The organism is Lentzea sp. JNUCC 0626 (assembly GCF_043632865.1).
Classification (GTDB): Bacteria; Actinomycetota; Actinomycetes; order Mycobacteriales; family Pseudonocardiaceae; genus Lentzea.
Genome location: NZ_CP171635.1, coordinates 6,273,306 through 6,296,850 on the forward strand (window position 1 = coordinate 6,273,306; position 23,545 = coordinate 6,296,850).

27 protein-coding genes are annotated in these 23,545 nt (G+C 68.7%); 11 read left to right on the plus strand and 16 right to left on the minus strand.

Annotated elements, in window-relative coordinates:
• Positions 1 to 120: 120 nt before the first annotated feature.
• Complete coding sequence (locus tag JNUCC0626_RS28370; protein ID WP_394613802.1) at positions 121 to 918, plus strand: PaaX family transcriptional regulator; 798 nt, start codon at positions 121 to 123, stop codon at positions 916 to 918.
• A 10-nt stretch (positions 919 to 928) separates the two neighbouring features.
• Complete coding sequence (locus tag JNUCC0626_RS28375) at positions 929 to 1,714, plus strand: enoyl-CoA hydratase-related protein (protein WP_394613803.1); 786 nt, start codon at positions 929 to 931, stop codon at positions 1,712 to 1,714.
• On the opposite strand, the gene JNUCC0626_RS28380 is transcribed toward JNUCC0626_RS28375, so the two are convergent.
• From JNUCC0626_RS28380 to JNUCC0626_RS28400, 5 genes are read right to left on the minus strand one after another with little or no spacing between them, the layout of a single operon-like run.
• Positions 1,701 to 2,255: a DNA-3-methyladenine glycosylase I gene (locus JNUCC0626_RS28380; protein ID WP_394622121.1), complete on the minus strand. Its 555-nt coding sequence runs from the start codon at positions 2,253 to 2,255 to the stop codon at positions 1,701 to 1,703. The genes JNUCC0626_RS28375 and JNUCC0626_RS28380 overlap by 14 nt on opposite strands.
• The gene (locus JNUCC0626_RS28385) at positions 2,255 to 2,659 is read right to left on the minus strand and encodes an SRPBCC family protein (protein WP_394613804.1); all 405 of its coding nucleotides are present in this window, start codon (positions 2,657 to 2,659) and stop codon (positions 2,255 to 2,257) included. The genes JNUCC0626_RS28380 and JNUCC0626_RS28385 overlap by 1 nt, the downstream gene beginning before the upstream one ends.
• Positions 2,640 to 2,942 (minus strand): DivIVA domain-containing protein, encoded by a 303-nt coding sequence (locus JNUCC0626_RS28390; RefSeq protein WP_394613805.1) that lies wholly within the window; start codon positions 2,940 to 2,942, stop codon positions 2,640 to 2,642. Before JNUCC0626_RS28390 ends, JNUCC0626_RS28385 begins: the two co-directional genes overlap by 20 nt.
• Entirely contained in the window at positions 2,939 to 3,631 is a 693-nt protein-coding gene (locus tag JNUCC0626_RS28395; RefSeq protein WP_394613806.1) for a permease prefix domain 1-containing protein, read from the minus strand. The genes JNUCC0626_RS28390 and JNUCC0626_RS28395 overlap by 4 nt, the downstream gene beginning before the upstream one ends.
• Complete coding sequence (locus JNUCC0626_RS28400) at positions 3,616 to 3,954, minus strand: PadR family transcriptional regulator (RefSeq protein ID WP_394613807.1); 339 nt, start codon at positions 3,952 to 3,954, stop codon at positions 3,616 to 3,618. Before JNUCC0626_RS28400 ends, JNUCC0626_RS28395 begins: the two co-directional genes overlap by 16 nt.
• Before the next feature lie 132 nt (positions 3,955 to 4,086).
• Between JNUCC0626_RS28400 and JNUCC0626_RS28405 the strand changes: the two genes are divergently transcribed.
• The 4 genes from JNUCC0626_RS28405 to JNUCC0626_RS28420 are packed head-to-tail and all read left to right on the plus strand — an operon-like array spanning position 4,087 to position 8,487.
• A complete protein-coding gene (locus tag JNUCC0626_RS28405) occupies positions 4,087 to 5,247 on the plus strand; it encodes a cytochrome ubiquinol oxidase subunit I (protein WP_394613808.1) in 1,161 nt (386 codons plus the stop codon).
• Entirely contained in the window at positions 5,247 to 5,870 is a 624-nt protein-coding gene (locus JNUCC0626_RS28410; protein WP_394613809.1) for a cytochrome d ubiquinol oxidase subunit II, read from the plus strand. The genes JNUCC0626_RS28405 and JNUCC0626_RS28410 overlap by 1 nt, the downstream gene beginning before the upstream one ends.
• Entirely contained in the window at positions 5,840 to 7,189 is a 1,350-nt protein-coding gene (locus tag JNUCC0626_RS28415) for an ABC transporter ATP-binding protein/permease (protein WP_394613810.1), read from the plus strand. Before JNUCC0626_RS28410 ends, JNUCC0626_RS28415 begins: the two co-directional genes overlap by 31 nt.
• Positions 7,186 to 8,487 (plus strand): amino acid ABC transporter ATP-binding/permease protein, encoded by a 1,302-nt coding sequence (locus tag JNUCC0626_RS28420; protein ID WP_394613811.1) that lies wholly within the window; start codon positions 7,186 to 7,188, stop codon positions 8,485 to 8,487. The genes JNUCC0626_RS28415 and JNUCC0626_RS28420 overlap by 4 nt, the downstream gene beginning before the upstream one ends.
• Here the strand turns inward: JNUCC0626_RS28420 and JNUCC0626_RS28425 are convergent.
• Positions 8,419 to 9,330 (minus strand): glucosyl-3-phosphoglycerate synthase, encoded by a 912-nt coding sequence (locus JNUCC0626_RS28425; protein WP_394613812.1) that lies wholly within the window; start codon positions 9,328 to 9,330, stop codon positions 8,419 to 8,421. The genes JNUCC0626_RS28420 and JNUCC0626_RS28425 overlap by 69 nt on opposite strands.
• Positions 9,330 to 9,668 (minus strand): hypothetical protein, encoded by a 339-nt coding sequence (locus JNUCC0626_RS28430; protein ID WP_394613813.1) that lies wholly within the window; start codon positions 9,666 to 9,668, stop codon positions 9,330 to 9,332. The genes JNUCC0626_RS28425 and JNUCC0626_RS28430 overlap by 1 nt, the downstream gene beginning before the upstream one ends.
• Positions 9,669 to 9,797: 129 nt before the next feature.
• Here JNUCC0626_RS28430 and JNUCC0626_RS28435 point away from each other — a divergent pair, with 129 nt between their 5' ends.
• Complete coding sequence (locus tag JNUCC0626_RS28435) at positions 9,798 to 11,294, plus strand: CocE/NonD family hydrolase (protein WP_394613814.1); 1,497 nt, start codon at positions 9,798 to 9,800, stop codon at positions 11,292 to 11,294.
• 10 nt (positions 11,295 to 11,304) lie between these two features.
• A complete protein-coding gene (locus JNUCC0626_RS28440; RefSeq protein WP_394613815.1) occupies positions 11,305 to 12,357 on the plus strand; it encodes a winged helix DNA-binding domain-containing protein in 1,053 nt (350 codons plus the stop codon).
• Here JNUCC0626_RS28440 and JNUCC0626_RS28445 read toward each other — a convergent pair.
• From JNUCC0626_RS28445 to dapE, 3 genes are all read right to left on the minus strand, one after another.
• Positions 12,328 to 12,861 carry a TIGR00730 family Rossman fold protein gene (locus JNUCC0626_RS28445; RefSeq protein WP_394613816.1) on the minus strand — a complete coding sequence of 178 codons (534 nt, stop codon included), beginning with the start codon at positions 12,859 to 12,861 and terminating at the stop codon, positions 12,328 to 12,330. The two genes, JNUCC0626_RS28440 and JNUCC0626_RS28445, sit on opposite strands and share 30 nt — an antisense overlap.
• A gap of 493 nt (positions 12,862 to 13,354) precedes the next feature.
• Positions 13,355 to 14,131, minus strand: coding sequence for a TIGR00730 family Rossman fold protein (locus JNUCC0626_RS28450; RefSeq protein WP_394613817.1), 777 nt, complete (start codon positions 14,129 to 14,131; stop codon positions 13,355 to 13,357).
• Between the two features lie 17 nt (positions 14,132 to 14,148).
• Positions 14,149 to 15,216, minus strand: coding sequence for a succinyl-diaminopimelate desuccinylase (gene dapE, locus JNUCC0626_RS28455; RefSeq protein WP_394613818.1), 1,068 nt, complete (start codon positions 15,214 to 15,216; stop codon positions 14,149 to 14,151).
• 60 nt (positions 15,217 to 15,276) lie between these two features.
• Here dapE and JNUCC0626_RS28460 point away from each other — a divergent pair, with 60 nt between their 5' ends.
• Positions 15,277 to 15,690: a hypothetical protein gene (locus JNUCC0626_RS28460; RefSeq protein WP_394613819.1), complete on the plus strand. Its 414-nt coding sequence runs from the start codon at positions 15,277 to 15,279 to the stop codon at positions 15,688 to 15,690.
• A 28-nt stretch (positions 15,691 to 15,718) separates the two neighbouring features.
• Here JNUCC0626_RS28460 and JNUCC0626_RS28465 read toward each other — a convergent pair whose 3' ends face one another.
• Genes JNUCC0626_RS28465 through JNUCC0626_RS28480 form a run of 4 tightly spaced genes read right to left on the minus strand, consistent with a single transcriptional unit; the run spans position 15,719 to position 19,516 of the window.
• Entirely contained in the window at positions 15,719 to 16,519 is an 801-nt protein-coding gene (locus JNUCC0626_RS28465; RefSeq protein ID WP_394613820.1) for an ABC transporter ATP-binding protein, read from the minus strand.
• Positions 16,516 to 17,547: a FecCD family ABC transporter permease gene (locus JNUCC0626_RS28470; RefSeq protein WP_394613821.1), complete on the minus strand. Its 1,032-nt coding sequence runs from the start codon at positions 17,545 to 17,547 to the stop codon at positions 16,516 to 16,518. Before JNUCC0626_RS28470 ends, JNUCC0626_RS28465 begins: the two co-directional genes overlap by 4 nt.
• Positions 17,544 to 18,536 carry a FecCD family ABC transporter permease gene (locus JNUCC0626_RS28475; protein WP_394613822.1) on the minus strand — a complete coding sequence of 331 codons (993 nt, stop codon included), beginning with the start codon at positions 18,534 to 18,536 and terminating at the stop codon, positions 17,544 to 17,546. Before JNUCC0626_RS28475 ends, JNUCC0626_RS28470 begins: the two co-directional genes overlap by 4 nt.
• Entirely contained in the window at positions 18,533 to 19,516 is a 984-nt protein-coding gene (locus tag JNUCC0626_RS28480) for an iron-siderophore ABC transporter substrate-binding protein (RefSeq protein ID WP_394613823.1), read from the minus strand. The genes JNUCC0626_RS28475 and JNUCC0626_RS28480 overlap by 4 nt, the downstream gene beginning before the upstream one ends.
• Before the next feature lie 147 nt (positions 19,517 to 19,663).
• Here JNUCC0626_RS28480 and dapD point away from each other — a divergent pair, with 147 nt between their 5' ends.
• Together dapD and JNUCC0626_RS28490 are read left to right on the plus strand one after the other, a co-directional pair.
• Positions 19,664 to 20,617 (plus strand): 2,3,4,5-tetrahydropyridine-2,6-dicarboxylate N-succinyltransferase, encoded by a 954-nt coding sequence (dapD, locus tag JNUCC0626_RS28485; protein WP_394613824.1) that lies wholly within the window; start codon positions 19,664 to 19,666, stop codon positions 20,615 to 20,617.
• Between the two features lie 76 nt (positions 20,618 to 20,693).
• Positions 20,694 to 21,599 (plus strand): hypothetical protein, encoded by a 906-nt coding sequence (locus tag JNUCC0626_RS28490; protein WP_394613825.1) that lies wholly within the window; start codon positions 20,694 to 20,696, stop codon positions 21,597 to 21,599.
• Between the two features lie 410 nt (positions 21,600 to 22,009).
• Here JNUCC0626_RS28490 and dapC read toward each other — a convergent pair whose 3' ends face one another.
• Both dapC and fdxA read right to left on the minus strand, forming a co-directional pair.
• The gene (gene dapC / locus JNUCC0626_RS28495) at positions 22,010 to 23,101 is read right to left on the minus strand and encodes a succinyldiaminopimelate transaminase (protein WP_394622122.1); all 1,092 of its coding nucleotides are present in this window, start codon (positions 23,099 to 23,101) and stop codon (positions 22,010 to 22,012) included.
• Between the two features lie 2 nt (positions 23,102 to 23,103).
• The gene (gene fdxA, locus JNUCC0626_RS28500) at positions 23,104 to 23,430 is read right to left on the minus strand and encodes a ferredoxin (RefSeq protein ID WP_382440405.1); all 327 of its coding nucleotides are present in this window, start codon (positions 23,428 to 23,430) and stop codon (positions 23,104 to 23,106) included.
• Between the last annotated feature and the right edge of the window lie 115 nt (positions 23,431 to 23,545).

Consider the following 23,545-nt stretch of genomic DNA (forward strand, 5'->3'; position numbering starts at 1 on the left):
CTATCCGTTCCGAAGATCGTGCCGGGCGATTCCGCCCGAGGAAGGTCACGACGGGGCGACGGCCGCCGCGATCACCGCGACCCCGCACGACCTCGTGGCGGGCGTGACAGACTGGGCCGGGTGCGAGCCCGTTCCGCGCTCTTCGACGTCTACGGCGGCCACCTGCGCGACCGCGGTGGCGCTGCCACCATCGCCGCGCTCGTCCGGTTGCTGGAGCCCCTCGGTTTCGCCGCGCCCGCCGTCCGCACCGCCGTCTCGCGCACCGTCCGGCAGGGCTGGTTGCAGCCGACGCGGCTCCCTGACGGGCCCGGATACGCGATGACACCTCGCGGGGAACGCCGTCTGGACGAGGCCGCCGCCCGCATCTACCGCACCGGGCCGTCCACCTGGGACGGTCGCTGGCACGTCGTCGTGTTGGAGGAGATGCCGGGCCGTGACTCGCGCGACCACCTGGCGTCCGAACTGCAACTGCTGGGCTACGGCGCGCTCGGTCCTGTGACGTGGATCGCGCCCCGGCCGTCCCCCGAACTGGCCGACGTGCTGGCCGCCGAGAGCGTCCCGGCACGAACTTTTCACGGTTCACACGACGGTGGCGACGCCGACCTCGCGGCGAAGGCCTGGGACCTCGCCGAACTGGGCCGCGACTACGCCGGTTTCGTCGCGCACTGGCACGAGGTCGTGTCCGATGTGGACGAAACGGACGACGCGGCGGCGTTCGCGGCCTCGCAGCAGCTCCTGCACGCGTGGCGGAAGTTCCTGTTCCGCGATCCCGGTCTTCCTGCTGAACTGTTGCCACCGGACTGGCCGGGGCACGCGGCAGCGTCGTTCTTCGACGAACAGACCCTGCGGCTGGCATCGGGCACGAGTCGGTTCGTCGACGAGTGCCTGCGGCCGGTGCGCAACGTTTCCACAGCTTGATGGAGGTCCAGTGTCCGAGCTCCTCGTCGAAGACGCCGACGGTGTGCGCACGCTCACGTTCAACCGCCCCGAGTCGTACAACGCCTTCACGACCCCGCTGAAGGAGGCGTTCCTCGCCGCGTTGCAGGACGCGGCGGCGGACGCTTCGGTGCGCGCGCTGGTGATCACGGGTGCGGGCCGGGCGTTCTGCGCGGGCCAGGACCTCAAGGAGCACATCGGGCTGCTTCAGGCAGGAGACCCTGCCCCGTTGAACACGGTCGAGAAGCACTACAACCCGATCGTGCGCGAGCTGATCGCCATGCCGAAGCCGGTGATCGCCGCCGTCAACGGCAGCGCGGCGGGCGCTGGCGCGTCCATCGCCTACGCGGCGGACCTGCGCATCGCGGGCCAGTCGGCGAAGTTCCTGATGGCGTTCGCCAACGTGGGCCTGACCGCCGACTCGGGTGCGTCCTACACGCTGCCGCGGCTGATCGGGTACGGCCGCGCGATGGAGATGATGCTGCTCGCCCAGCCCGTCGGCGCCGAGGAGGCGTTGCGGGTCGGCATGGTCAACCAGGTCGTGCCGGACTCCGAACTGCTGTCCACCGCGCACCTGCTGGCCGCGAAGCTCGCCAAGGGGCCGACGACGGCGTACGCGAAGATCAAGGAAGCGCTGGCGGCGGCCGCGGACGGGACGCTGGAGGACGCGCTCGAGGCCGAACGCCGCACCCAGGCCGAGTGCGGCGCGACCGAGGATCACCGCGAGGCGGTCGACGCGTTCGTGAACAAGCGGGCCGCGAACTTCAGCGGGAAGTAGCGGGTTTCTTCGCCCGGAAGCACGCCGAGATGTGGTCGTCGACCATGCCGGTCGCCTGCATCAGCGCGTAGCACGTGGTGGGGCCGAGGAACTTGAAGCCGCGCTTCTTCAGTTCCTTGGCCATCGCCTTCGACTCGTCGGTGATCGCCGGCACGTCCGCGAACGTCTTCGGCCGCTTGTGCTTGGCAGGCGCGAACGACCACAGCAGCGCGTCCAGGTCGACGCCCTCCGACACGATCACCTGAGCGTTGTGGATGGCGGCGTCGATCTTCATCCGGTTGCGGACGATGCCCGTGTCGGCCATCAGCCGTTCCACGTCGGCGGGCCCGAACTCGGCCACCAGCTTCGGGTCGAATTCCCCGAAGGCCGCGCGGAACGCCGGGCGCTTGCGCAGGATCGTGATCCACGACAGGCCGGATTGGAACGCCTCCAAGGACATCCGCTCGTAGAGCTCCGGCGTGCCGTGCAGCTCCACGCCCCACTCGGTGTCGTGGTACTCGGCGTAGTCCGGGGTCGAGTCGCCCCACGGACAGCGGACGATCACCGGTACTCCTCGGCGAAACGGGCGAAGCGCTGCAACGAACGCTGCAACAGCAGCACGAAGACCGGCTTCACCAACGGGTAGAAGAACGGCACGTCGAGGCGTTCGCTCCACACGAAACGACTGCCGCGCACGGCGAACACGCCCGTGCCGCGGACAACGCGGCCCAGGTGCAGGACCTCGACGGCGTGCGGCGGGTCCCAGCGGGTGATTCGCATGCGGTCGCTGACGCCGAACGTGCGGGCGTCGATCTCGCTGCCGACCGACCGGCCGTCACCGGAGACGACGGACACGGTCGTGCCGAAGATCCACTCCGACTGGCGTTCCCAGTCGGACATGGCCCGGAAGATCGTTTCCGGCGGGGCGGCGACCTCGACGGTCAGCTCAAGCTCGGTGGTGCTCACTGCTCTCCAGCTCCTCGACGCGCGCCCGCAGCGTCTCGACCTCGGCCGAGAGCCGTTGCAACGCCCAGTCGACCTCGGTCATCTTGTAGCCGCGGAAGGCCTGCTGGAACTTCAGCCCGCGCACGTCGTCCGCGGTGATGCCCTCGGACGGCAGGCGCGTCGGCGACGCTCCGGGCGGCAGCGGCGCGAGCTCCTCGCCGCGCCCGAACACCAACGCCGCGAGCAGGAACACCACTGCCGCGACGGCGATCATCACGATCAGGTAGATCAGGGCGTTGGTCACGCGACGATCGTGGCACAGCTCAGGCTGCGGCGAGCGAGCAGACCGAGGCGAACGATCACGATCCAGGTGATCAGGCTCGCGATCGACATCGGCAGCGACTGCACGAGCCGGGCCGCGTCGACGTGCGCGGTGGCGGCGATGATCGAGATGTTGCCCAGCAGCACGGCCCCGACGGCCCCCAAAGCGACGCCCGCACCGATCTTGGCCAGCAGTTTCGTGTCGAACCGGCGCGCGAGCACACGGCCGAGGATCAACGCCACCAACGCCACACCGGACGCGATGCCGCTCGTCAGGTCGTTGGCCTTGGCGATGAACAAGTACCAGGGCGGCGGCATCGCGCCGAAGTCCTGCCACGGCCCGATGAACAGCATCCGGCCGTACTCCCACGTCATGTGCATCAGCGGCAACACGATCGCGAGCCACACGAGCGTGCGCGTGCCATAAGCGACGGCGAGTTCGGCCTGGTACTCGTTGGCGATCTCGCGGACCGGCCCGAACTCCTCGACCGCGCGCCGCTGCGCCTCGGTCTCGTCCAGGCCGCGGTCCAGGTGCGCCTCGGCCGCGTCGGTGAGGCTGTCCCGCGTCTCCGTGAGCATGTCGCGGACCTGCTTCTTCGAGCCCCGCAACCGCGACCCGAGATCGGACACGTACCTCTCGATGACGTCCGCTGCCATCACGTCTGCGCCCACTTGCCGTCACCCCCCAGCACCCCGTCGATGACCGTCGTGAACTCGCGCCACGCGCTGCGCTCGGCGTGCAGGGCTCGTTGCCCGGCCTGCGTGAGCTTGTAGGTGCGGCGCTTGCGGCCGCCGACGGTGCTCCAGTCGCTGACCACGTGGCCGGCCCGTTCCAGGCGCCGCAACGCCGGGTAGACGGTGCCGGTCGGCAGGTCGAGCGCTCCCCCGCTGCCCTGCTGCAACGCCTCGATGATCGCGTAACCGTGCAGCTCCCGGCCGTCGAGCGTGGCCAGCAGCAACGCGTCGAGATGACCGCGGAGCGCGTCGGGCTTCATGGGTAGCGAGTCTACTGATGCACGCCCTCGGAGTGGCCCCTGAAATCTGCGCTCAGGGACAGCCCTGAGATCCCCCTGAGATGCGATCGGAAGCCTTAATAAGTAGCCGCGCTACACATAGCGTCTCTACCCATGAGCGCAGTAGACCTCGCCCGCCTCCAGTTCGCGTTGACGACGTCGTTCCACTTCCTGTTCGTGCTGCTCACGCTGGGTCTCGTCACGTTGCTCGTGATCATGCAGACGCGGTTCACGATCACCGGGGCGCCCGTGCACGAGCGGATGACGCGGTTCTGGGGCCGCGTCTACGTGATCAACTACGCGCTCGGGATCGTCACCGGCATCGTGATGGAGTTCCAGTTCGGGCTCAACTGGTCGGGCCTCGCGACCTACGCCGGCGACGTGTTCGGGGCGCCGCTCGCGCTGGAGACGCTGATCGCGTTCTTCCTGGAGTCCACGTTCCTGGGGTTGTGGATCTTCGGCTGGGGCAAGCTCAACCGCTGGCTGCACCTGGCGTTGCTGTACCTGACGGCGCTGACGGCGTTCGCGTCGGCGTTCTGGATCATGGCGGCGAACGGGTTCCTCCAGCACCCGGTCGGCTACCGGATCGACGGCGACGTGTTGCGGCTGGACGACTTCGGCGCGTTGCTGACGAACCCGACGTTCACGTCCGCGCTGATGCACGTGATCTTCGCGGCGATCACGGCCGGCGGCGTGTTCATGACGGGTGTCTCGGCGTACCACTTCATCAAGCGGACGCCGGAGGTCGACTTCTTCCGCCGCTCGCTGCGGATGGGCGTGTGGACGACGGCGCTCGCCACGCCCTCGCTGATCGGCGCCGGTTTCGCGCAGTTCCCGGTGATCTCGCAGTACCAGCCGGGCAAGTCCGAGGCGACGCCGTGGGTCGGCGCGCCGCTGGGATTCATGATCATGATCGGGATGACGCTGACGACCGTCAGCTGGTTCACGCTGCCGCTGCTGTTCCGCGACGCCGTGATCCGGATGCGCTTTCCGTTGTACCTCATGGTGATCGGCATTCCGCTGCCGTTCGCGGCGGCCATCTTCGGGTGGATGTTCCGGGAGATCGGGCGGCAGCCGTGGCTGATCTACGGGCTGTTGCGCACCGAGGACGCCGTGTCGCATGTGGATGCTTCGCAGATCCTGTTGTCGCTCATCGTGTTCACGTCCCTGTTCGTGGTGCTGGCCTTCGTCGACTGGGCGTTGATCGCGCGTGCGGTCCGTCGCGGTCCGGACGTGGCGCCCGCCCCTGTCTCGCCGTTGGTGGTGACGCTCTGATGGAAGCTCTCTGGTTGACCGTGCTCGGTGTGCTCGCGGTCGGGTACTTCGCGCTGGCGGGGTTCGACTACGGCTCGGGGTTGCTGCTGCCGTTCCGGCCGCGCGAGGTCGTGCTGCGGCAGATGAACCCGTTCTTCCTGGGCAACGAGGTGTGGCTGGTCGCGGCGATCGGCGTGCTGTTCGCGGCGTTCCCGCGACTCGAAGGCGAACTGCTCTCCGGCGCGCACAGCACGTTCACGCTGGTCCTGGCCGGGTTGGTGCTGTTCATGGCCGCCGTGCAGCTGCGGTTGTGGTGGTGGCTGGTGTTCTCCGGCGCGTTGATGGTGTCGGTGGGTTGGGGGCTCTTCCTGGCTCACCTGCTGCACGCGCCGTGGCCCGTCGCGTTCGTCATGCCGGTGTTGTTCGCGGTGCACGGCTGGGTGTTCCAGGCGCGGCGCTGGAAGGTCTTTCCCTTTACGGCGGCGTTGTGCGCGGTGCCGATCCCGCTGGCGTTCTCGTCGATCGACGTCACCGGGCTGATGGCGCACTCCGACACGCTCGGTCTGCTCGCCTGGGTCGCGATCCCGATCATCCCACTGGTGGTGGTGCTGCAATGGTCGATCGTCGCCATCTCCTCGCGCTGATCCCGATCCCGTTCCTGGTGCTGGCGCAGGCCGAACTGCTGGCGTCGGTGCTGAGCGGCGGATCGGGACTCGCCTTGCTGTGCCTGGTGATCGGCGCGCGCGTGCTGGTCTGGTGGGGGCATCGCGTCCTCGCGCATCGGGCCGCCGAACGCACCCGAGCACGCCTGCGCGAGGCGTTCCTGCGCACTCCCGGCACCAAGGCCGGCGAGGTCGCCACGCTGGTCACGCGCGGCGTGCACGACGTGACGCCGTACGTCGCCGGCTATCTGCCGCAGCAGGTCCTGGCCGTCGCGGTGCCGCTCGCGGTCGTGATCAGGCTGGGGTTCGCGGACCTCACCGCGGCCCTGACGATCCTCGCGACGCTGCCGTTGATCCCGATCTTCGGTGCGCTGGTCGGCGCGCACACCCGCGAACGCACGGCCCGGCAGTGGGACGCCCTGGCCACCCTCGGCGGCCACTTCCTGGACGTGGTCAAGGGAATCGGCACGCTGCGGGCGTTCGGGCGGGCCGAGGCGCAGTCCGCGACGGTGCGCAACCTCGCGGCCCAGCACAGGACCGAGACGATGTCGGCGCTGCGGATCGCGTTCCTGTCCGCGTTGGTGCTGGAGGTCGTGGCGACGATGTCGGTGGCGCTCGTGGCCGTGCCGGTCGGGCTCCGGTTGCTCGACGGCGGGGTGCCGTTGCAGACCGCCCTGCTCGTGCTCTTCCTCGCACCCGAAGCGTTTCTGCCGCTCCGGGCGGCCGGAGCGCAGTACCACGCCAGCGCGCAGGGCCGTGAGGTGCTCGCGAAAGTCCCGCAACACAAGGAAACCGGCGGCCAGACGCCACCCGATCTCGCCGGCGCGGAGATCGTGTTCGACAGCGTTTCGGTCCGCAGCCTCAGGAACTTCTCCCTCACCATCCGGCCCGGTGACCGGATCGCGCTGGTCGGTCCGAGCGGCGCGGGCAAGAGCACGATTCTGGGGCTGCTGCTGGGGTTCGTGCAGCCTGACGACGGACGGGTGCTCGTCGGCGGTGTCGACCTGAAGGACATCGACCACCGCCAGTGGCTCGACGCGCTGTCGTGGGTGCCGCAACGCCCCACGCTCGTCCCGGCGAACCTCTCGTCCGGCGAGCAGCAACGCGTCGCCCTGGCCACCGCCCTGGACCGGCGCCAAGCCGGCTTGTTCCTGCTCGACGAACCCACCGCGCACCTCGACGCGGACACGGAATCCCTGGTGCTCAAGGCTTCACGCGAGTTCACCCGCGGCCGCACCGCCGTGATCGTCGCGCACCGCCCGGCACTGCTGAACGAGGTCGACAGGGTGGTCCACGTATGAAGCTCGCGATCCTCGTCGGCACGCTCGCCGAACTGGCCGGCGTCGGCCTCACCGCCACCGCGACGTGGCTGATCATGCGCGCCGCCGAACACCCGCCTATGCAGGCGCTGACGGTGGCGATCGTGGCCGTCCGCACGCTCGCCCTCGCCAAGGGCGCCCTGCGCTACCTCGAACGCCTGACCAGCCACAAAGCGGTGCTCAGCGAGGCCGTCGAACTGCGCGGGAAGGTCTACGACGACCTCGCGCGCCGCAAGCACGTCCCGTCCGGCACCGCGCTCACCCGCATCGTCACGAACGTCGACCAGCACCTCGACACCCGGCTCCGCGCCACCCTGCCGTGGCTCACCGCGGCCCTGGTCGGCACCGTCGTCGCGGTCTTCTCGGGCTTCTCGCTCCCGTTGATCGCCGGCCTGCTGATCAACCTCGCGCTCCTCCCGTGGCTCGCGATCAGGAACCCGCGCGACCTGACCCCGTTGCGCGCCAGACTGACCGACCAGACCACCGAACTGGTGCACAGCAAGGAAGAGCTGATCGCCTACGGCCTGTTCGACGCAAAGTTCGCCGCAGCAACCAAAACCGCGAAGGAACTCTCTCGCCGGGAACGCACCAGGGACCTCACCCCGCTGGCCATCGCGGTCCAGTTCGCCGCTGCCATCACGATGCTCGTCCAGCACGAACCGGCGTGGCTGATCATGGCCGCCGTCGCCACGTTCGAGATCACCATCCCGCTGGCGGCCCTCACCAAACCCAAGCCGGAACCCACCGACGAACCCGAGCCCGCGACCACCCACAAAACCCCTGACCTGCACGGACGTACCGCAATCGTCGGCCCGAGCGGTGCCGGCAAGACCACCCTGCTCAACGCGATCGCGCACGACCTGGAACCCAGCAGGGGCGCGCTGGCCGACGCGCACGTCTTCCACACCACGGTCCGCACGAACGTCCTGCTGGCCAAACCCGATGCCACGCAACAAGAACTCGACAGGGCCGCGCAGATCACCGAGCTGGACCTCGACTGGGACCGGGTCGTCGGCGAACGCGGCGAGGAGATCTCCGGCGGTCAACGCCAGCGCCTGATCCTCACCAGGTCGGTCCTGGCCCGCCCCGAGGTCCTCCTGATGGACGAACCCACCGAAGGCTTGGACCCGCTCCAAGCAGACCGGGTCCTCGCGAAGATCCTGGACGACCACGGCGGCACCGCCCTGGTCGTCACCCACCGGACCGAGCAGCTAGCCCTTTTCGATCACGTGCATCATCGGCGGCCGATCGGCGACGACGACGTCAGTCGAGTCGGGTAGCCACTCGCCGCCGACCTGCACGAACTGCGTCAGCGGACCAGATTCGGCCGCCACCCCGCAGCGGGCCAGCGCCGTCCCCATGATCTGCGACGACATCGCGCCGAGCTGCAACAACGACCGGTTCCGGTGCTTGCGCACCCCGAGGTTCACCTGCGCCAGCGCCGCCAGCCCGTGCATCCGGTGCACGTCCAGCAGCAGTCCGATCTCCACCCCGTACCCGGCCGCGAACGGCACGGACTCGAGGAACGACCGGGTGGCCGCGTACTCGCCGCCGAGCGGCTGCACCACCCCGGAGAGCTCCGGCCGCAACGTGTTCAGCAACGGCCGCGCGACCAGTTCCGTGACGCGCCCGCCGCCGGAACTCTCCAGCCGCAACGGCCGCCGGTAGAACCCCTTCACCAGGTGCACGTCCGCGTCCAGCAGCAACGGCCCGAGCAACGCCGTCACGAACGCCGTCTCGGGGTCCACCAGGTCCGAGTCGAGGAAGACGATCAGGTCCCCGGACGTGGCCGCCAGCGACCGCCACAGCACCTCGCCCTTGCCGGGCAACGGTTCCAGCCACGGCACGACGTCCTCGCGCAGCACCACCCGCGCCCCGGCTTCGGCGGCGACCTCGACGGTCCGGTCTGTAGATCCGGAGTCCATCACCACGAGTTCGTCGACGAGGGTCCCGAGCAGCGGCCTGACCACGGCGACGACGTCACCGACGGTCTCCTCCTCGTTCAACGCGGGCAGCACGACGGACACCGTCCGCCCGCGCTTCAACGCCACGAGCTCGTCGACGGTCCAGGACGGCTGCTGCCAGGTGTGCGTGGCGAACCAGGCTTCGACTGCGGGCAGCATCAGGCCAGCGCCCGCATCGCCCGGACCGGCGGCCGGGTCCCGACCACACTCGCCACCATCTCCACAACCTTCCTCGCCTGCCGTACGTCGGACGCACGAACGGCCCGTGCGCCGGACATCGCAGCCACCGTGGCGGCCGCCAGGGTGAAGTCCTCGTCCCCTGGGGGGATCGTCACGACGTCCAACGTTTCGGTGAGCGACGGCATTTCCAGCTCGCCGTCGAACTCGACGACGTCGGCTCCGTCGGCGACCACCTGAGACAGGGCGTCCGCGCTGGTCAGATGCGCAACGACCAGCACGCGGTCTTTCGGCAGCTCAGTGACGCGGAATCGGTTCACGCCACCCAGCGTAAACACCTCTCCGCAGGGTGACCTGGCTCACACGGTCTTGCTACCCATGAGTAGCAGCCTGGTTTACTCCGCAGTAACAACCCTGTGTGATCTACGTCATGGTCAAGGAGGACCAGCGTGCGACGATCACTTGTTTTGGTCCTGGTACTCCTCACAACCCTGCTCGGTGCTCCGGTCGCCGCAACGGCCGCTCCGGGACACCAGATCTCCTACCGCTCGATCCCCGGCGTCGGCGGCACCACCCTGAAGGCCCTCGTCGTCGAACCGACCGGTCAGGGCAGCGGCCCGTTCCCGCTGCTCGTCATGCCGTCCAGCTGGGCGGTCCCCAACATCGAGTACGTCGGCGCGGCCGCGAAGCTCGCCAAGCAGTCCGGTTACGTCGTCGTGAGCTACACCAGCCGCGGCTTCTGGGACTCGGGCGGCACGATCGACGTGGCGGGCCCCGAGACCGTCGGTGACGTCAGCAAGGTCATCGACTGGGCCATCGCCAACGCGCACGCCGACGGCACCAAGGTCGGCGCGGCCGGGATCTCGTACGGCGCGGGCCAGTCCCTGCTGGCGGCGGCGAACGACAAGCGCATCAAGGCCGCCGCGGCGCTCAGCACGTGGACGGACCTGGCCCGGTCCCTCTACCCGAACAACACCGTGAACAAGCAGGCCGTCGAGGTCCTGCTCGCCGCGGGCAAGGCCACCGGACGTCCCGGTCCCGTCCTCCAGGCGGCCGAGGACGCGTACCGCGACGGCAGGTTCTGGGAGGTCGTCCCGATCTCCGCCGAACGCTCGGCCGCGTCCAAGGTCGCGCAGATCAACGCCAACGGCACCGCCGTCATGCTCGGCAACGCCTGGAACGACGGCATCTTCGCGCCCGGCCAGATCGCCGACTTCTACGGCGAGCTGACCGGTCCGAAGCGCCTCATGCTCTCGCCGGGCGACCACGCCACCGCCGAACTCTTCGGCGCGGCAGGCCTCCCGAACGAGATCTGGGAGTCTGTCGGCCGCTGGTTCGACAAGTACGTGAAGGGCATCGCGAACGGCATCGACACCGAACAGCCCGTCCGGCTCAAGCCCAACAACGGCGGCGCCTGGCGGACGTTCGGAGCCTGGCCCAACGCGAACTTGGAGACCCTCCAACTCGACGGCAAGCGCATCACCGCGGGCTGGGGCACGGTCGCCGACAGCGGCACGATCCTGCTCTCCGGTGCCCTGCAAGGGTTCCTGAACATCCCGACGGGCGTCTCCCTGCCGTTCGTCGACCGGAACGTCGCCGGTGTCTGGAACGGCCCGGCGTACTCCCGCACCACCACCCTGGCGGGCACGCCTCGCCTCAACCTGACGGTCACCCCGAGCGCCGAGACCACGACCCTCTTCGCGTACCTGTACGAGGTGGGCCCGCTGGGCCTCGGTGCCCTGATCACGCACAAGCCGATCAAGGTGACCGGCGCGGGCCGCACCCAGACCCTCGACGTCGAACTCGAGCCGACGGTCTGGAACGTCGACGGAGGCAACCGCCTCGCACTGGTGATCGACACGGTCGACCCGCGTTATCTGACGGAATCAACTCGCGGCTCAACCGTCACCTTCGGACCGTCGAGCCTCACGGTTCCGAAGGCGTAAGAATGTCCGGGTGGACCTCACCCGGCAACAGGTGCTCTTCCACCGGATCCATCAGCACGAACTGGACCGGCGGACCAGCGACGCAGACGAGCTGGCGGTGTTCTCCCTGGGCGTCCAGGACAACACCGCCGGCTCGGCCCTGCTGAGTCTCGCCGCCAGGCTGAAAACACCGACAACAGACGACTTCACCGTCACCTGGTCCGTCCGCGGCGCCCCGCACCTGCACCGAGCAGGCGAACTGAAAGCGTTCTCCCGGGCCCTCTGGCCGTGGAGCGACGCCGACGCGAGGGCCCGAGCCGCCCGCCCCAAAACCGACGACATGCTGGCCGCACTCCGCCACATAGCCACTGCGATGCGCTCGATCGTCACCAAGCCGATGACCAAGGGCGACCTCAGCAAGGCCCTGACTCCCCTGGCCCCACAACAAACGGTCGAAGCCTGCCGAGGCTGCGGCACCGACCACGTGAGCGACCCGATCTTCCGCCTGGGCGCCCTCCCGGCAGGCCTGCGCATCCTCCCGGAGGAGAAAACCGTCACGTTCGAACGAATCCACGGCTGGCCAGGCGTCCCCCGCAAAACCGCAGGCTTCGACGAACTGATCCACCGCTACCTGACCCTGCACGGCCCGGCCGGACCGTCCGAAGTGGCCAGTTACTTCGGCACCACAGTCCGCGAACTCAAGAAGCGCTGGCCCAAGGAGGGCCTGACCGAAGTCACCGTCGACGGCACGCCCGCCTGGCTCCCGGAGGGCCTGGAGATCGCCGACGCCGAACCCCCGGACGTCCGCCTGCTCCCACCCACAGACCCGTACCTGCAGGCCCGCGACCGAGACCTGCTCCTCCCGGACAAGGCCGCACAAAAGGACATCTTCCGCATCCTGGGCCGCCGAGGCGCCATCCTGATCGACGGCGAGATCGCAGGTTCCTGGCAGGGCAAAGTCGTGTCCGGCAAGCGCTACGAGGTCACCGCGACCCCGTACCGCCCACTCCCCGACCTGCTGCCGGAAGCCGAACTCCTGGCCCAGGCCAAAGGCCTAAACGACGCAAGCGTCAAGAGCAACTGACACGTCGTCCGTGACGATCAACGACGTCAACGCCGCGTGCGACACGAACCCCTTGTCCCGCAACTCGGTCAACCACTCCACGAGCCCCTTGTAGTGGTTGTCGACGTCCAGCAACACCACGGGCTTCCCGTGCATCCCGAGCACCCCGGCCGTCCACACCTCGAAGAACTCCTCGGCGGTCCCAATACCCCCAGGCAGGGTGAGGAACGCGTCCGCCTTGTCGTCCATCATCTTCTTGCGCTCGCGCATCGTGTCGACGACGTGCAACTCAGTCGACTCGCGGTCCGCGATCTCCCGCGTGGCGAGTCCCTTCGGGATCACCCCGTAGGTGTGCGCACCACCGGCCCGCGCCTCCCGGGCGACCGCGCCCATCATCGAGGTCTGCCCGCCACCCCACACCAGATTCCAGCCGCGGGCAGCGATCTGACGCCCCACCTCGGCAGCCAAATCGACATAACTCTGGGGAACGGTGGCGAGGCTTCCGCAATACACAGCTACGTACATCAGTCTGAAGTCCACTCCTGACGGGGAAGGCCGCACACTATCGCTCAAGGCCCCACGACAGCCACGCAAATCGCGGCGAGCACCCAACCGCAGTCGCGAACGCAAGGCGACCACCGCCCAAGCCCGGCGCGAGGTGCCAACCGGACAGCCGAAGACGTAAGCCAACCACCTACGAGTCCTGGCGTGGCGAAGCCGAAGGCGAGCCCGAACGGGCTGCTACCGCGTTGGGAACCGGTTCCGCCGCTCATGGCGATTGGGGCTTGACCTTGAGGGGCTGGATGCCAACATTTCAGCCCGGCCGGGGACGCTTGTGGACCCCGGCTTTTGAGGCCGATCAGCATCCAGCTAGAGGCTCAAGGTCAAGCCCCAATCGCAACCCACTTCTTTCGTCTCGACCCGCGCGCCCACCCTCGCAAGGTGACCGAGCCCCAGGTACGCGACCAACCCCGCTGGAACGCGAGGCGACGCACCCAACTAGACCCGCGCACCCCAACTAGTGCGCGTCAGCCCAAGCCTTGTGCGCGTCCTTGACCACCCGAACCGCATCATCAATGTCATCAGTCAGGTGCAACAGGGCGAGGTCCTTCTCCCCGACCTTCCCACCCTCCAGCACCGAGTTCTGGATCCAGTCGTACAGCCCCTGCCAGTACGAGGTCCCGAACAACACCACCGGGAACTTCGTGACCTTCTTCGTCTGCACCAACGTCAACGCCTCGAACAACTCATCAAGCGTCCCGAACCCACCCGGCAGACAGATGAACGCCTGCGAGTACTTGATGAACATCGTCTTCCGCACGAAGAAGTACCGGAAGTTCACCCCAAGATCGACCCAGGGGTTCAACCCCTGCTCAAAAGGCAACTCGATCCCAAGCCCGACAGAAAACCCACCGGCCTCAGAACACCCCCGGTTGACGGCCTCCATGGCCCCAGGCCCACCACCGGTGATGGCGGCGAACCCGGCCTCGGCCAGAGCCGCCCCGAGGTCACGCCCGATCTGGTACTCGGGATGATCCCGCCCGGTCCGAGCCGACCCGAACACGGTCACGGCCGAAGGCACCTCGGCCAGCGCCCCGAACCCCTCCACGAACTCGGCCTGGATCCGCAGCACCCGCCACGGGTCCGTGTGCACCCAGTCCGACGGACCGCGGGAGTCCAGCAGCCGCTGATCAGTGGTGGTGCGCTCGTCCTTGCGGTCACGCCGCAGCACGACCGGTCCGCGCTGCTTCTCGGTGGGGCGCTCGTCCACGGCGCCGTTCTTGTCTTCGTTCATCACTGAGATGCTAGTGATCAGCCCAGCAGAAATCGCTTAAGCACGTCGAAACACCCGGTGATCTGCTGGACCGGCACGTGCTCCTCCTGGGTGTGCGCGAGCGTCGGGTCGCCGGGACCGAAGTTGACGGCAGGCATCCCCAAAGCGGCGAACCGCGCAACATCGGTCCACCCCAGCTTGGCCACCGGCGAACCACCGGCAGCGGCAACCAGCTCACCAGCGGCCGGCGACTCCAGCCCAGGCAGCGCACCACCGGCGAAGTCCGTGACCACGACGTCGAACCCGGCGAACACCTCGCGGAGGTGCGCCTCGGCATCAGCGACCGAACGATCCGGCGCGAACCGGTGGTTCACGGTCAGCACGGCCGAGTCCGGCACGACGTTGCCCGCGACCCCGCCGACGACCTTCACGGCCTGCAGACCCTCGTGGTACTGGCAGCCGTCGATCAACGGCTGGCGCGGCACGTACGTCTCCAACCGCCGCAACGCCTCGCCCAGGCCGTGAATCGCGTTGGAGCCCATCCAAGCCCGCGCGGTGTGGGCGCGCTTGCCCGACGTGCGGATCTCGATCCGCATCGTGCCCTGGCACCCCGCCTCGACGACGCCGTTCGACGGTTCGCACACGATCGCGAGGTCGCCCAGCAGCCATTCCGGCAGGTCGCGCTGGATGCGGGTGAGGCCGTTGCGCTCGGCCTCGATCTCCTCGCAGTCGTAGAACACGAACGTGAGGTCATAAGCAGCAGACGAACTCAGAGCGGCCAGGGCGAGCATGACCGCGTCGCCGCCCTTCATGTCCACGGTGCCGCAGCCGTGCAGGACGTCGCCCTCGCGGCGGCTCGGGAAGTTCTGGTTGATCGGCACGGTGTCGAGGTGCCCGGCGAGCACGACCCGGCGCGACCGCCCCAGCGTGGTTCGCGCCAGCACGGCGTTGCCCGATCGGGTGATCTCCAGATGGGGCGCGTGCGCGAGCAGCGAGCGTTCGACGAGGTCCGCGATCTCCGCCTCCTCCCCGGACACGCTGCGCACATCCACGAGCGCGGTCGTCAGGTCGATCGGGTCGGCGAGGAGATCAAGGGTGTCGGACACGCGGTTCACCCTACTCAGCGCGCTTGGGCGCTAGGCCGTTCAGCCGATACGGTACGGCGCGTGATCAAGCGCACACTCCTGGTCATCTCCCTGCTCCTCACGACCACCTCCTGCGGCGAGGCACCCGCCGCGTGCGACCGGCAGTGCGGCGAGATCCGGACGCTGTTCACCGCGCCCTGCGGTTCGCAGCACAGCTTCACGCCCGCCGACTGCGCCGGGTGGGTCGAGGACGTGAGCTCGATGACCCGCAGGCTCGACAGGTCGTTGCAGGGCAAGCACGTCCAGGAGGACGTCAGCGAGGTGCTGCCGCGGCTCATGACCGCGGTCGGCGACTTCGAGGCGCACCAGTGCGGCGAGGTGCGCGTCGACAACGTCTCCAGCACCGACGCGCGCCAGTCCAAGTGCAACGAGGCCCTCATCGCCACCCGCGGCGACCTGGGCTCGCTCTACTTCAGCGCGGACGTTCCCGACTGACCCGGTGCTGCTCCTGGCTCGCCACGAGTCAACGCACCACCCGGTGCCGCCCGATCGGCACCACCATCGGTGTCGCCGACACCGGGTCCTGCACGATCCGGCAGTCCATTTCGAACACTTCGCGCACGACGTCCTCGGTCAGCACGTCGTTCGGCGCCCCCTCCACCACGATCCGCCCGGCCCGCAGCACCAGCAGGTGATCGGCGTACCGCGCGGCCAGGTTCAAGTCGTGCAACACAAGAGCAACCGTCGCGCCCTCGGCCTCGTTCAGATCCACCAACAGGTCCAACACCTCGACCTGATGCGTCACGTCCAGGTACGTCGTCGGCTCGTCCAGCAGCAACACCGGCGTCCGCTGCGTCAACGCCATCGCGATCCACACCCGTTGCCGCTGCCCACCGGACAGCTCGTCGACCACCCGATCCGCGAGGTCGAGCGTGCCGGTCGCGACCAACGCCGCCGCCACCGCCTCGTCGTCCTCGGAAGTCCAGCGGTGCAACCACCCCTGGTGCGGGTGCCGACCACGACCGACCAGGTCCGCGACCGTGATCCCCTCAGGTGCCGTCGGCCCCTGCGGCAGGATGCCGAGCAGCTTCGCGACGTCCTTGCTCGGCATGGTGTGGATCGGCGTGCTGTCCAGCAAAGCCGCGCCGGACAACGGGTGCAGCAACCGCGCCAGCCCCCGCAGGTACGTCGACTTGCCGCAGGCGTTCGGTCCCACGATCACGGTGATCTTGCCGGTGGGCAGCACGGTGGTCAGCGAATCGACCACGCGCCGATCGCCGTAACCCAGCGACAGGCCTTCCGACCGCAACTCGGGCGGCGTCATCGGTTTCCTCCTGAACGGTTGCCAGAGGCGAGCAGCCACAGCAGATACGGCCCGCCGACGATGGCGGTGACGACCCCGACGGGGAACGACAGTCCAAACGGCAGATGGGAACCCGCGTAGTCGGCGACGAGCACGACCAGCGCGCCCACCAGTCCGGCGGCCAGCAGCGCGGGCCGTCCGCCGCCGGTGAGCCGCGCGGCGATCGGCCCCGACACGAACGCGACGAACGCCACCGGGCCCGCCGCGGCCGTCGCGACCCCGGCGAGGCAGACCGCCACGCCCAGCAACGCGATCCGCCGGCGCTGCGCGGACACGCCCAGCCCGGTCGCGAGGTCGTCGCCGAGTTGCAGCGCCGCCATCGCCCTGCCCAGCACCAACGCCGCCGGCACCAGGACCACCACGGCCGCCAGCAACGGCCACACGTGCGTGTAGTCGCGGCCGTTGAGGCTGCCGGTGAGCCACACCAACGCTTCCTGCGCCGCCCGCACGTCCGCCGTGATGAGCACGAACGACGTGATGCTCCCCAACACCGCGCCGACGCCGATACCCACCAGCACGAGCCGATACGCGGGCGCTCCTCCGTGCCGAGCCAGCAGGTACACGAGCAGTGCCGTCGCGAGCGCACCACCCAACGCGCTGAACGAGAGAACCGCAGCGCTCGCCCCGAAAACGACACCCGCCAGCACCGCCGCCGTGCCCGCGCCGACCGTGATGCCGATGACGTCGGGACTGGCCAGCGGATTGCGCAGCAGCCGCTGGAACACGGCCCCGGCCACCCCGAACGCGAGCCCGACCAGCAGCCCCACCAACGCCCGCGGCAACCGCAGCCCCAGCACGACGTGGTCGACGCGCGGCACGCCCTGGCCCGTCAGCGAGAGGAACAGGTCCTGCGCCGACACCGTGAACGACCCCGTCGACAGCGTCAGACAGAAGACGAGCACGACCGCGACGATCAACCCGACGCACGCCCGGAACTCGACGCGATCACGCCGTTTCCGCGCGGCGGCAACAACAGCGACGGGGTTCACAGCTCAGCAACCTTCCGTCGCCGGGCAAGCAACACGAACACCGGTCCGCCGATCACCGCCGTGACCAGCCCGACCTGCACCTCGCCGGACGGCAGCAGCACCCGCCCCAGCACGTCGGCCAGCAGCAACAACAACGCCGCCAGCAACGCCGAGTACGGCAGCAGCCAGCGGTGATCCGGCCCGGTGATCAGCCGGGCCACGTGCGGCACCACCAGCCCGAGGAACCCGATCGGCCCCGCCATCGCCGTGGCCGCACCGCAGAGCAGCACCACCGACACTCCACAAAGGATTCGTGCGCTGCGGACGTTCAGCCCCCACGAGGTGGCGACGTCCTCGCCGAGCGCCAGGGCGTTCAACGACCGCGCCGCCCCGAACGCGAGCAACGCGCCCAAAGCGAGGAACGGCACCCCCTGCACCGCGACGTCCATCCCGCGCCCGACCAGCGAGCCGACCTGCCAGAACCGGAAGTCCTCGAACGTGGTCAGGTCGGTGAGCAGCACTGCCGTCGTCAACGACCCCACGACGGCGCTGAACGCGGTCCCGGCCAGCGCCAGCTTCATCGGGGTCGCGCCACCCCGGCCGAGCGATCCGATCAGGTGCACCACGACGGCGGCGAGCGCGGCACCGGCGAGCCCGAACCACACGTAGCCGGTCAGCGTGGTCAGCCCGAACACCTGGATGCCGAACACGACGAACAGCGCGGCGCCCGAGTTGACGCCGAGGATTCCCGGGTCCGCCAACGGGTTGCGGGTCATGCCCTGCACGACCGCGCCCGCGACGCCGAGCGCGGCCCCGGCCAGCAGTCCGATGACGGTGCGCGGCAGCCGCAGTTCGGAGATCACCAGGTGGTCGACGCTGGCGGGGTCGAACGCCACCAGCGCCTGCCAGATCGTCGCGAACGGGAGATCGCGGGTGCCCACCACCAACGACAGGAAGGCAGCCGCGACCACCGCACAGGCCAGCAGAACCAGCCCGAGGGACTTCGTCACTTGTCGAGCGCCGCGGCGAACAGCGGCACCGTCTTGTCGAGGGCCCAGGCGAGGCCGGGCACCGAGTTGCTGGAGAACGCCTGCGAGACCTGGCGGTCCTCCAGCAGGACGCTGCGTCCGGCCTTCACCGACGGCACGGCCTGGAACAGCGGGTCGGCCTTCACGACGGCGGCGGTGTCGCCGAGCGCCTGCATCACCGTCAGGTTCGCGTCGAGGAGGGCGAGCTGCTCCGCCGACACCTTCACCGAGAAGCCCGTGGTCTTCAACGCCTCGATCGCGGGCGAGTTCGTGAACCCGAGCTCGGTCATGAAGTCGACGCGCCCGGCACCCTTGATGTACGCGGCGTACGCGTCGGCGTTGCGGACACCGACGACGACGGACGCGCCCTTGAACTTCGGGTGCTCCTCGGCGGCCTTCTTGAACTTGCCTTCGAGGTCGGCCTTCAGCTGCGCGGCCTTCTCGGTCCTGCCGACGGCCTTGCCGATCATGTCGAGCTGGTCGCGCCACGACGTCAGGTACGCCTCGGCGCCGGCGGGGATGCCGACGACCGGCACACCCAGCTTCGCGAGCTGCTCCTGGCGTTCCTTCTTACCGCTCGCCTTGGTGTCGAGGATGAGGTCCGGCGACAACGCGGCCAGCGCCTCCAGGTCGACCTCCTGCGTGCCGAGCATCTTCGGCGCGGTCGTGTACTTCTCGGTCACCCACGGCCCGAGCCCGTCCTTGCCGACAGCCAGCCAGTCCGCCGCGCCGACCGGCTGCACGCCGAGCGCGAGCGCCGTCTCGGCGTCGCTCCAGCCGAGCGCCACGACCCGTTGCGGCTGCTTGGGCACGGTCACGTCACCGAACGCCGTCTTGATCGTGACGGGGAACTGGCCCTCACCGCCGGAGTTGCCCGTCGCGGGCGCTTCCGGGGTCGTCGAACACGCCGTGAGCGCCAGTGCCGCGAGCGCCGCGGCGAGGAGGGACCGGAAGGTGCGCATGCGGGAACTGCTCCAGCCGAGTGAGTAGTAGTAATTTATCTTGGACAGATTAAGGCAGCCTTGCCTAAGTGAACATGGCTGTGAGGGCACGTCACACTTCCCCGCCGGACGGTGGCGGGCAGGGTGGTCGGACTAAGCTCGGTTGCCGTGAGCACCGCATACGGCATCGGCCTGGCCACTGTGACCCCGGACGGCACCGTCCTCGACACCTGGTACCCGTCCCCCGCACTCGGTGACGTGGAGCCCGGCACGACGCGCGTGTCGTCGGCCGAGGTCGCCGAAGCCCTCGGCGAGGCCGCCGCGAAGCTGCTCGGCGAGGACCTGGAACGCGGCGTCGAGATCGTCGGCGTGCAGGTCGCGATCGACCTGGACGCGGCCCCGCGCGACACCTACGACGTCTGGCTGCGCCTGCACCTGCTGAGCCACCGCCTGGTCCAGCCGCACGGCGCGAACCTCGACGGCCTCTTCGGCCTGCTGACCAACGTCGTGTGGACCAACCACGGCCCGTGCGCGGTCGACGGCTTCGAGCAGACCCGCCTGCGCCTCCGCGTCCGCGGCCCGGTGACGGTCTACGGCGTGGACAAGTTCCCGCGCATGGTCGACTACGTGGTCCCGTCCGGCGTCCGCATCGCCGACGCCGACCGAGTCCGCCTGGGCGCGCACCTCGCGTCCGGCACCACGGTCATGCACGAGGGCTTCGTGAACTTCAACGCGGGCACGCTCGGCACGTCGATGGTCGAGGGCCGCATCTCCGGCGGCGTGGTGGTAGGCGACGGCTCGGACGTCGGCGGCGGCTCGTCGATCATGGGCACCCTGTCCGGCGGCGGCAAGCAGGTCATCAGCATCGGCGAACGCTGCCTGCTGGGCGCGAACGCGGGCCTCGGCATCTCGCTGGGCGACGACTGCGTCGTCGAAGCGGGCCTCTACATCACCGCGGGCACGAAGGTCACACTTCCGGACGGCGAGGTCGTCAAGGCCCTGTCCCTGAGCGGACAATCGAACCTGCTGTTCATCAGGGACTCCGTCACCGGCACGGTCCGGGTGTTGCCCCGCAAGGGCACCGGCGTCGAACTGAACACGGCCCTGCACGCGAACGACTGAGAGACGCCCGAAACTCGGTGCCAGGGGCCGGTCTGCCGAGGCAGACTGGCCCCGGCCCATCTAGAGGGAGGTGCACGTGCTGAAACAGCGACTGGAGTTGAACGCTCGCGCCGCCATAGAACGTGCCCTCCAGGGCGCGCAGTCCGAGGACTCCTTCGTGGAGTTCAAAACCCAGTGGCCGGTGGACCACGGCAAAGCGGCCCGCCAGATCGCCGCCCTCTGCAACGCGGCCAGAGGCTCCGAAGCCATGTGGATAGTCGGCGTGGACGAGAAGGGCCGCTACGTCAAAGGCGCCCCAGCCGAAGAACTCTCCTCGTGGTGGCCCCGAGTAGAGAGCCACTTCGACGGCGTGGCCCCAGGCCTCACCACCGTCGCCTTCGACTGGGCGCGCGGCCGAACAGTCGTCGTCCTCTCCTTGCAGACGGACAACGCCCCGTACGTCTTCGTCACGAAAAAAGAGCCTTACAGCCGCGAAATCCCGTGGCGCTCAGGCGAACGAACCCGCTCGGCCCGCCGAGGCGAAGTCCTGGAACTCCTCGTCCCGAAGCTCGACATGCCGGGCTGGGAGTTCGTGAGCGCCCGAGCAACCCTCAGCCAGCACTCCCCGACGCTGCGCTTCGAGGGCGACCTCTACCTGGAAACCAACCAGCCTCTGTCTCTCCCCCACCACCGTTGCCACTCCTACGCCACGTACGGCCTGGACAGCGAAACGGTGGACCTGGCCTTCAGCTTCCGCACGAACACCCGCGACGTACGCGCCGTCGAACGCGTGGTGCGGGTGGCCGAGCCTGCCGTGCTGCACGTGAGCGCGGACGCGGACGTGGAACTGGACGCGTTCGCCGACCTCTGGGACCTGCACTGGCACCTGGTGCTCGGCCTGGGGTTGAGCGGGGAGGAGATCAGCACCAGCGTCCGCCTGACGACAGACGCGGTGCCACCAAACCAGTTCACCCGCCGCGTGTGGTCAGCCCTGAAGCCCTAACAGCACGCACCAAACCGCACTCGCCAACGCAAGCCGACCACCGCCCAAGCCCGGCGCGAGGTGCCAACCGGACAGCCGAAGACGTAAGCCGCCCACCTACGAATCCTGGCGTGGCGAAGCCGAAGGCGAGCCCGAACGGGCTGATCAGCTCTGGGAACCGGTTCCGCCGCTCATGGCGATTGGGGCTTGACTTTGGGTGCGAGGTGCTACCACTCGTGGCTCGGCCGGGCGCTTTTCAGCCCGGCCTTTCCGGCCCGACCAGCGCCTCGCAAGGGCCCCGAAGTCAAGCCCCAATCGCAACCCACTTCAGACGTCACGACCCGCGCGCCCACCCTCGCAAGGCGACCGAACCCCAGGAACGCAACCAACCCCGCTGGAACAGGAACCGGCCAACGCAAGCCGACCCGACGTCAGCCCTGCAACCGCTCCACAGCAGCCGTAATCCGCTCATCCGTAGCAGTCAACGCAACCCGGACGTGCCGTTCCCCAGCGGGCCCGTAAAACGTCCCAGGCGCGACCAAAATCCCACGATCGGCCAACCAGGACACGGTCTCCCAGGCGTCCTCGCCCCGAGACGACCACAGGTACAACCCAGCCTCGGAGTGAGAAACAACAAACCCGGCCGCCTCCAGCGCGGGCTTCAACACCGAACGCCGAGCCAGATACCGCGACCGCTGCTCAGCAACGTGCGAATCATCCTCAAGCGCAGCCCGCATGGCTTCCTGCACAGGCCGAGGCACGATCATCCCAGCGTGCTTCCGCAGCTCCAACAGCCCGGCGATCAACTCGGCATCCCCGGTGATGAACCCGGCCCGATACCCGGCCAAGGACGAAGACTTCGACAACGAGTGCACGGCGAGCACGCCGTCAAAGGACGAAACCACCGACGGGTGCAACACCGAAACCGGCGAAGAATCCCAAGGCAACGCGAGATAACACTCGTCCGAAGCCACCACAGCACCCACCGCACGAGCGGCGGCAACGGCGTCCCGCAGTTGCACGGCGGAGAGCACGCGCCCAGTCGGGTTGGAAGGCGAATTGAGCCACACCAGTTTCGTCCCGGCCGGCGGCGCCTCGCCATCGGCCAGCCGCACCACGGACGCCCCAGCCATCAACGCACCGACCTCATAGGTCGGATAAGCGACAGCAGGAACAGCCACCACGTCACCGGGCCCAACCCCGAGCAACGTGGGCAACCAGGCCACCAGCTCCTTGGACCCGATCGTCGGCAACACAGCGGCAGCGGACAACCCGAAGATCCCGTACCGACGCTCCACCGCGGCGACGAAGGCAGCACGCAGCTCAGGAGTGCCATGAGTGGTCGGATAGCCGGGAACGTCAGAGACCGACGACAAAGCCGCCTGGATCACATCGGGAACCGGGTCCACGGGCGTGCCGACCGACAGGTCGACCACGCCGCCGGGGTGCTTGCGCGCCTTGGCGGCGTGGTCGGACAGCTGGTCCCACGGGAAGTCCGGCAGCGCCGGACCCCTGCGTTGGATGATCAATGCCCCTCGGCCTGCGGCTCGAGCGCCTTCACGAACTCCGGGTCGGCACTGACCTTGCCGACCTTGGACGCGCCACCGGGCGAGCCGAGTTCGTTGAAGAAGTCGACGTTCGCCTTGGTGTAGTCCTTCCACTCATCGGGGACGTCGTCCTCGTAGTAGATGGCTTCCACCGGGCACACGGGTTCGCACGCGCCACAGTCCACACACTCGTCGGGGTGGATGTAGAGCATCCGGTCGCCTTCGTAGATGCAGTCGACGGGGCACTCTTCGATGCACGCCTTGTCGAGCAGATCTACGCACGGCTGGGCGATCACATAAGTCACTGCGCTCTCCAACTTCATCTGGTCCACACCGCGCAAGCCGGAGAGTACGCGGCGCATACGAGTATCACCCGGTCAGGCTTGCCTTAGCTATGTGGTGCGCCCCGCCACAACTCCC

Bases quoted from the DNA above. Each gene is read 5' to 3' on its own strand.
- JNUCC0626_RS28465 (WP_394613820.1), bottom strand. From the start codon at position 16,519: ATGACGCCGCCCGAGTTGCGGTCGGAAGGCCTGTCGCTGGGTTACGGC.
- JNUCC0626_RS28480 (WP_394613823.1), bottom strand. From the start codon at position 19,516: ATGCGCACCTTCCGGTCCCTCCTCGCCGCGGCGCTCGCGGCACTGGCG.
- JNUCC0626_RS28405 (WP_394613808.1), top strand. From the start codon at position 4,087: ATGAGCGCAGTAGACCTCGCCCGCCTCCAGTTCGCGTTGACGACGTCG.
- JNUCC0626_RS28450 (WP_394613817.1), bottom strand. From the start codon at position 14,131: ATGAACGAAGACAAGAACGGCGCCGTGGACGAGCGCCCCACCGAGAAG.
- JNUCC0626_RS28420 (WP_394613811.1), top strand. From the start codon at position 7,186: ATGAAGCTCGCGATCCTCGTCGGCACGCTCGCCGAACTGGCCGGCGTC.
- JNUCC0626_RS28415 (WP_394613810.1), top strand. From the start codon at position 5,840: ATGGTCGATCGTCGCCATCTCCTCGCGCTGATCCCGATCCCGTTCCTG.
- JNUCC0626_RS28425 (WP_394613812.1), bottom strand. From the start codon at position 9,330: ATGCTGCCCGCAGTCGAAGCCTGGTTCGCCACGCACACCTGGCAGCAG.
- JNUCC0626_RS28410 (WP_394613809.1), top strand. From the start codon at position 5,247: ATGGAAGCTCTCTGGTTGACCGTGCTCGGTGTGCTCGCGGTCGGGTAC.
- JNUCC0626_RS28445 (WP_394613816.1), bottom strand. From the start codon at position 12,861: ATGTACGTAGCTGTGTATTGCGGAAGCCTCGCCACCGTTCCCCAGAGT.
- JNUCC0626_RS28400 (WP_394613807.1), bottom strand. From the start codon at position 3,954: ATGAAGCCCGACGCGCTCCGCGGTCATCTCGACGCGTTGCTGCTGGCC.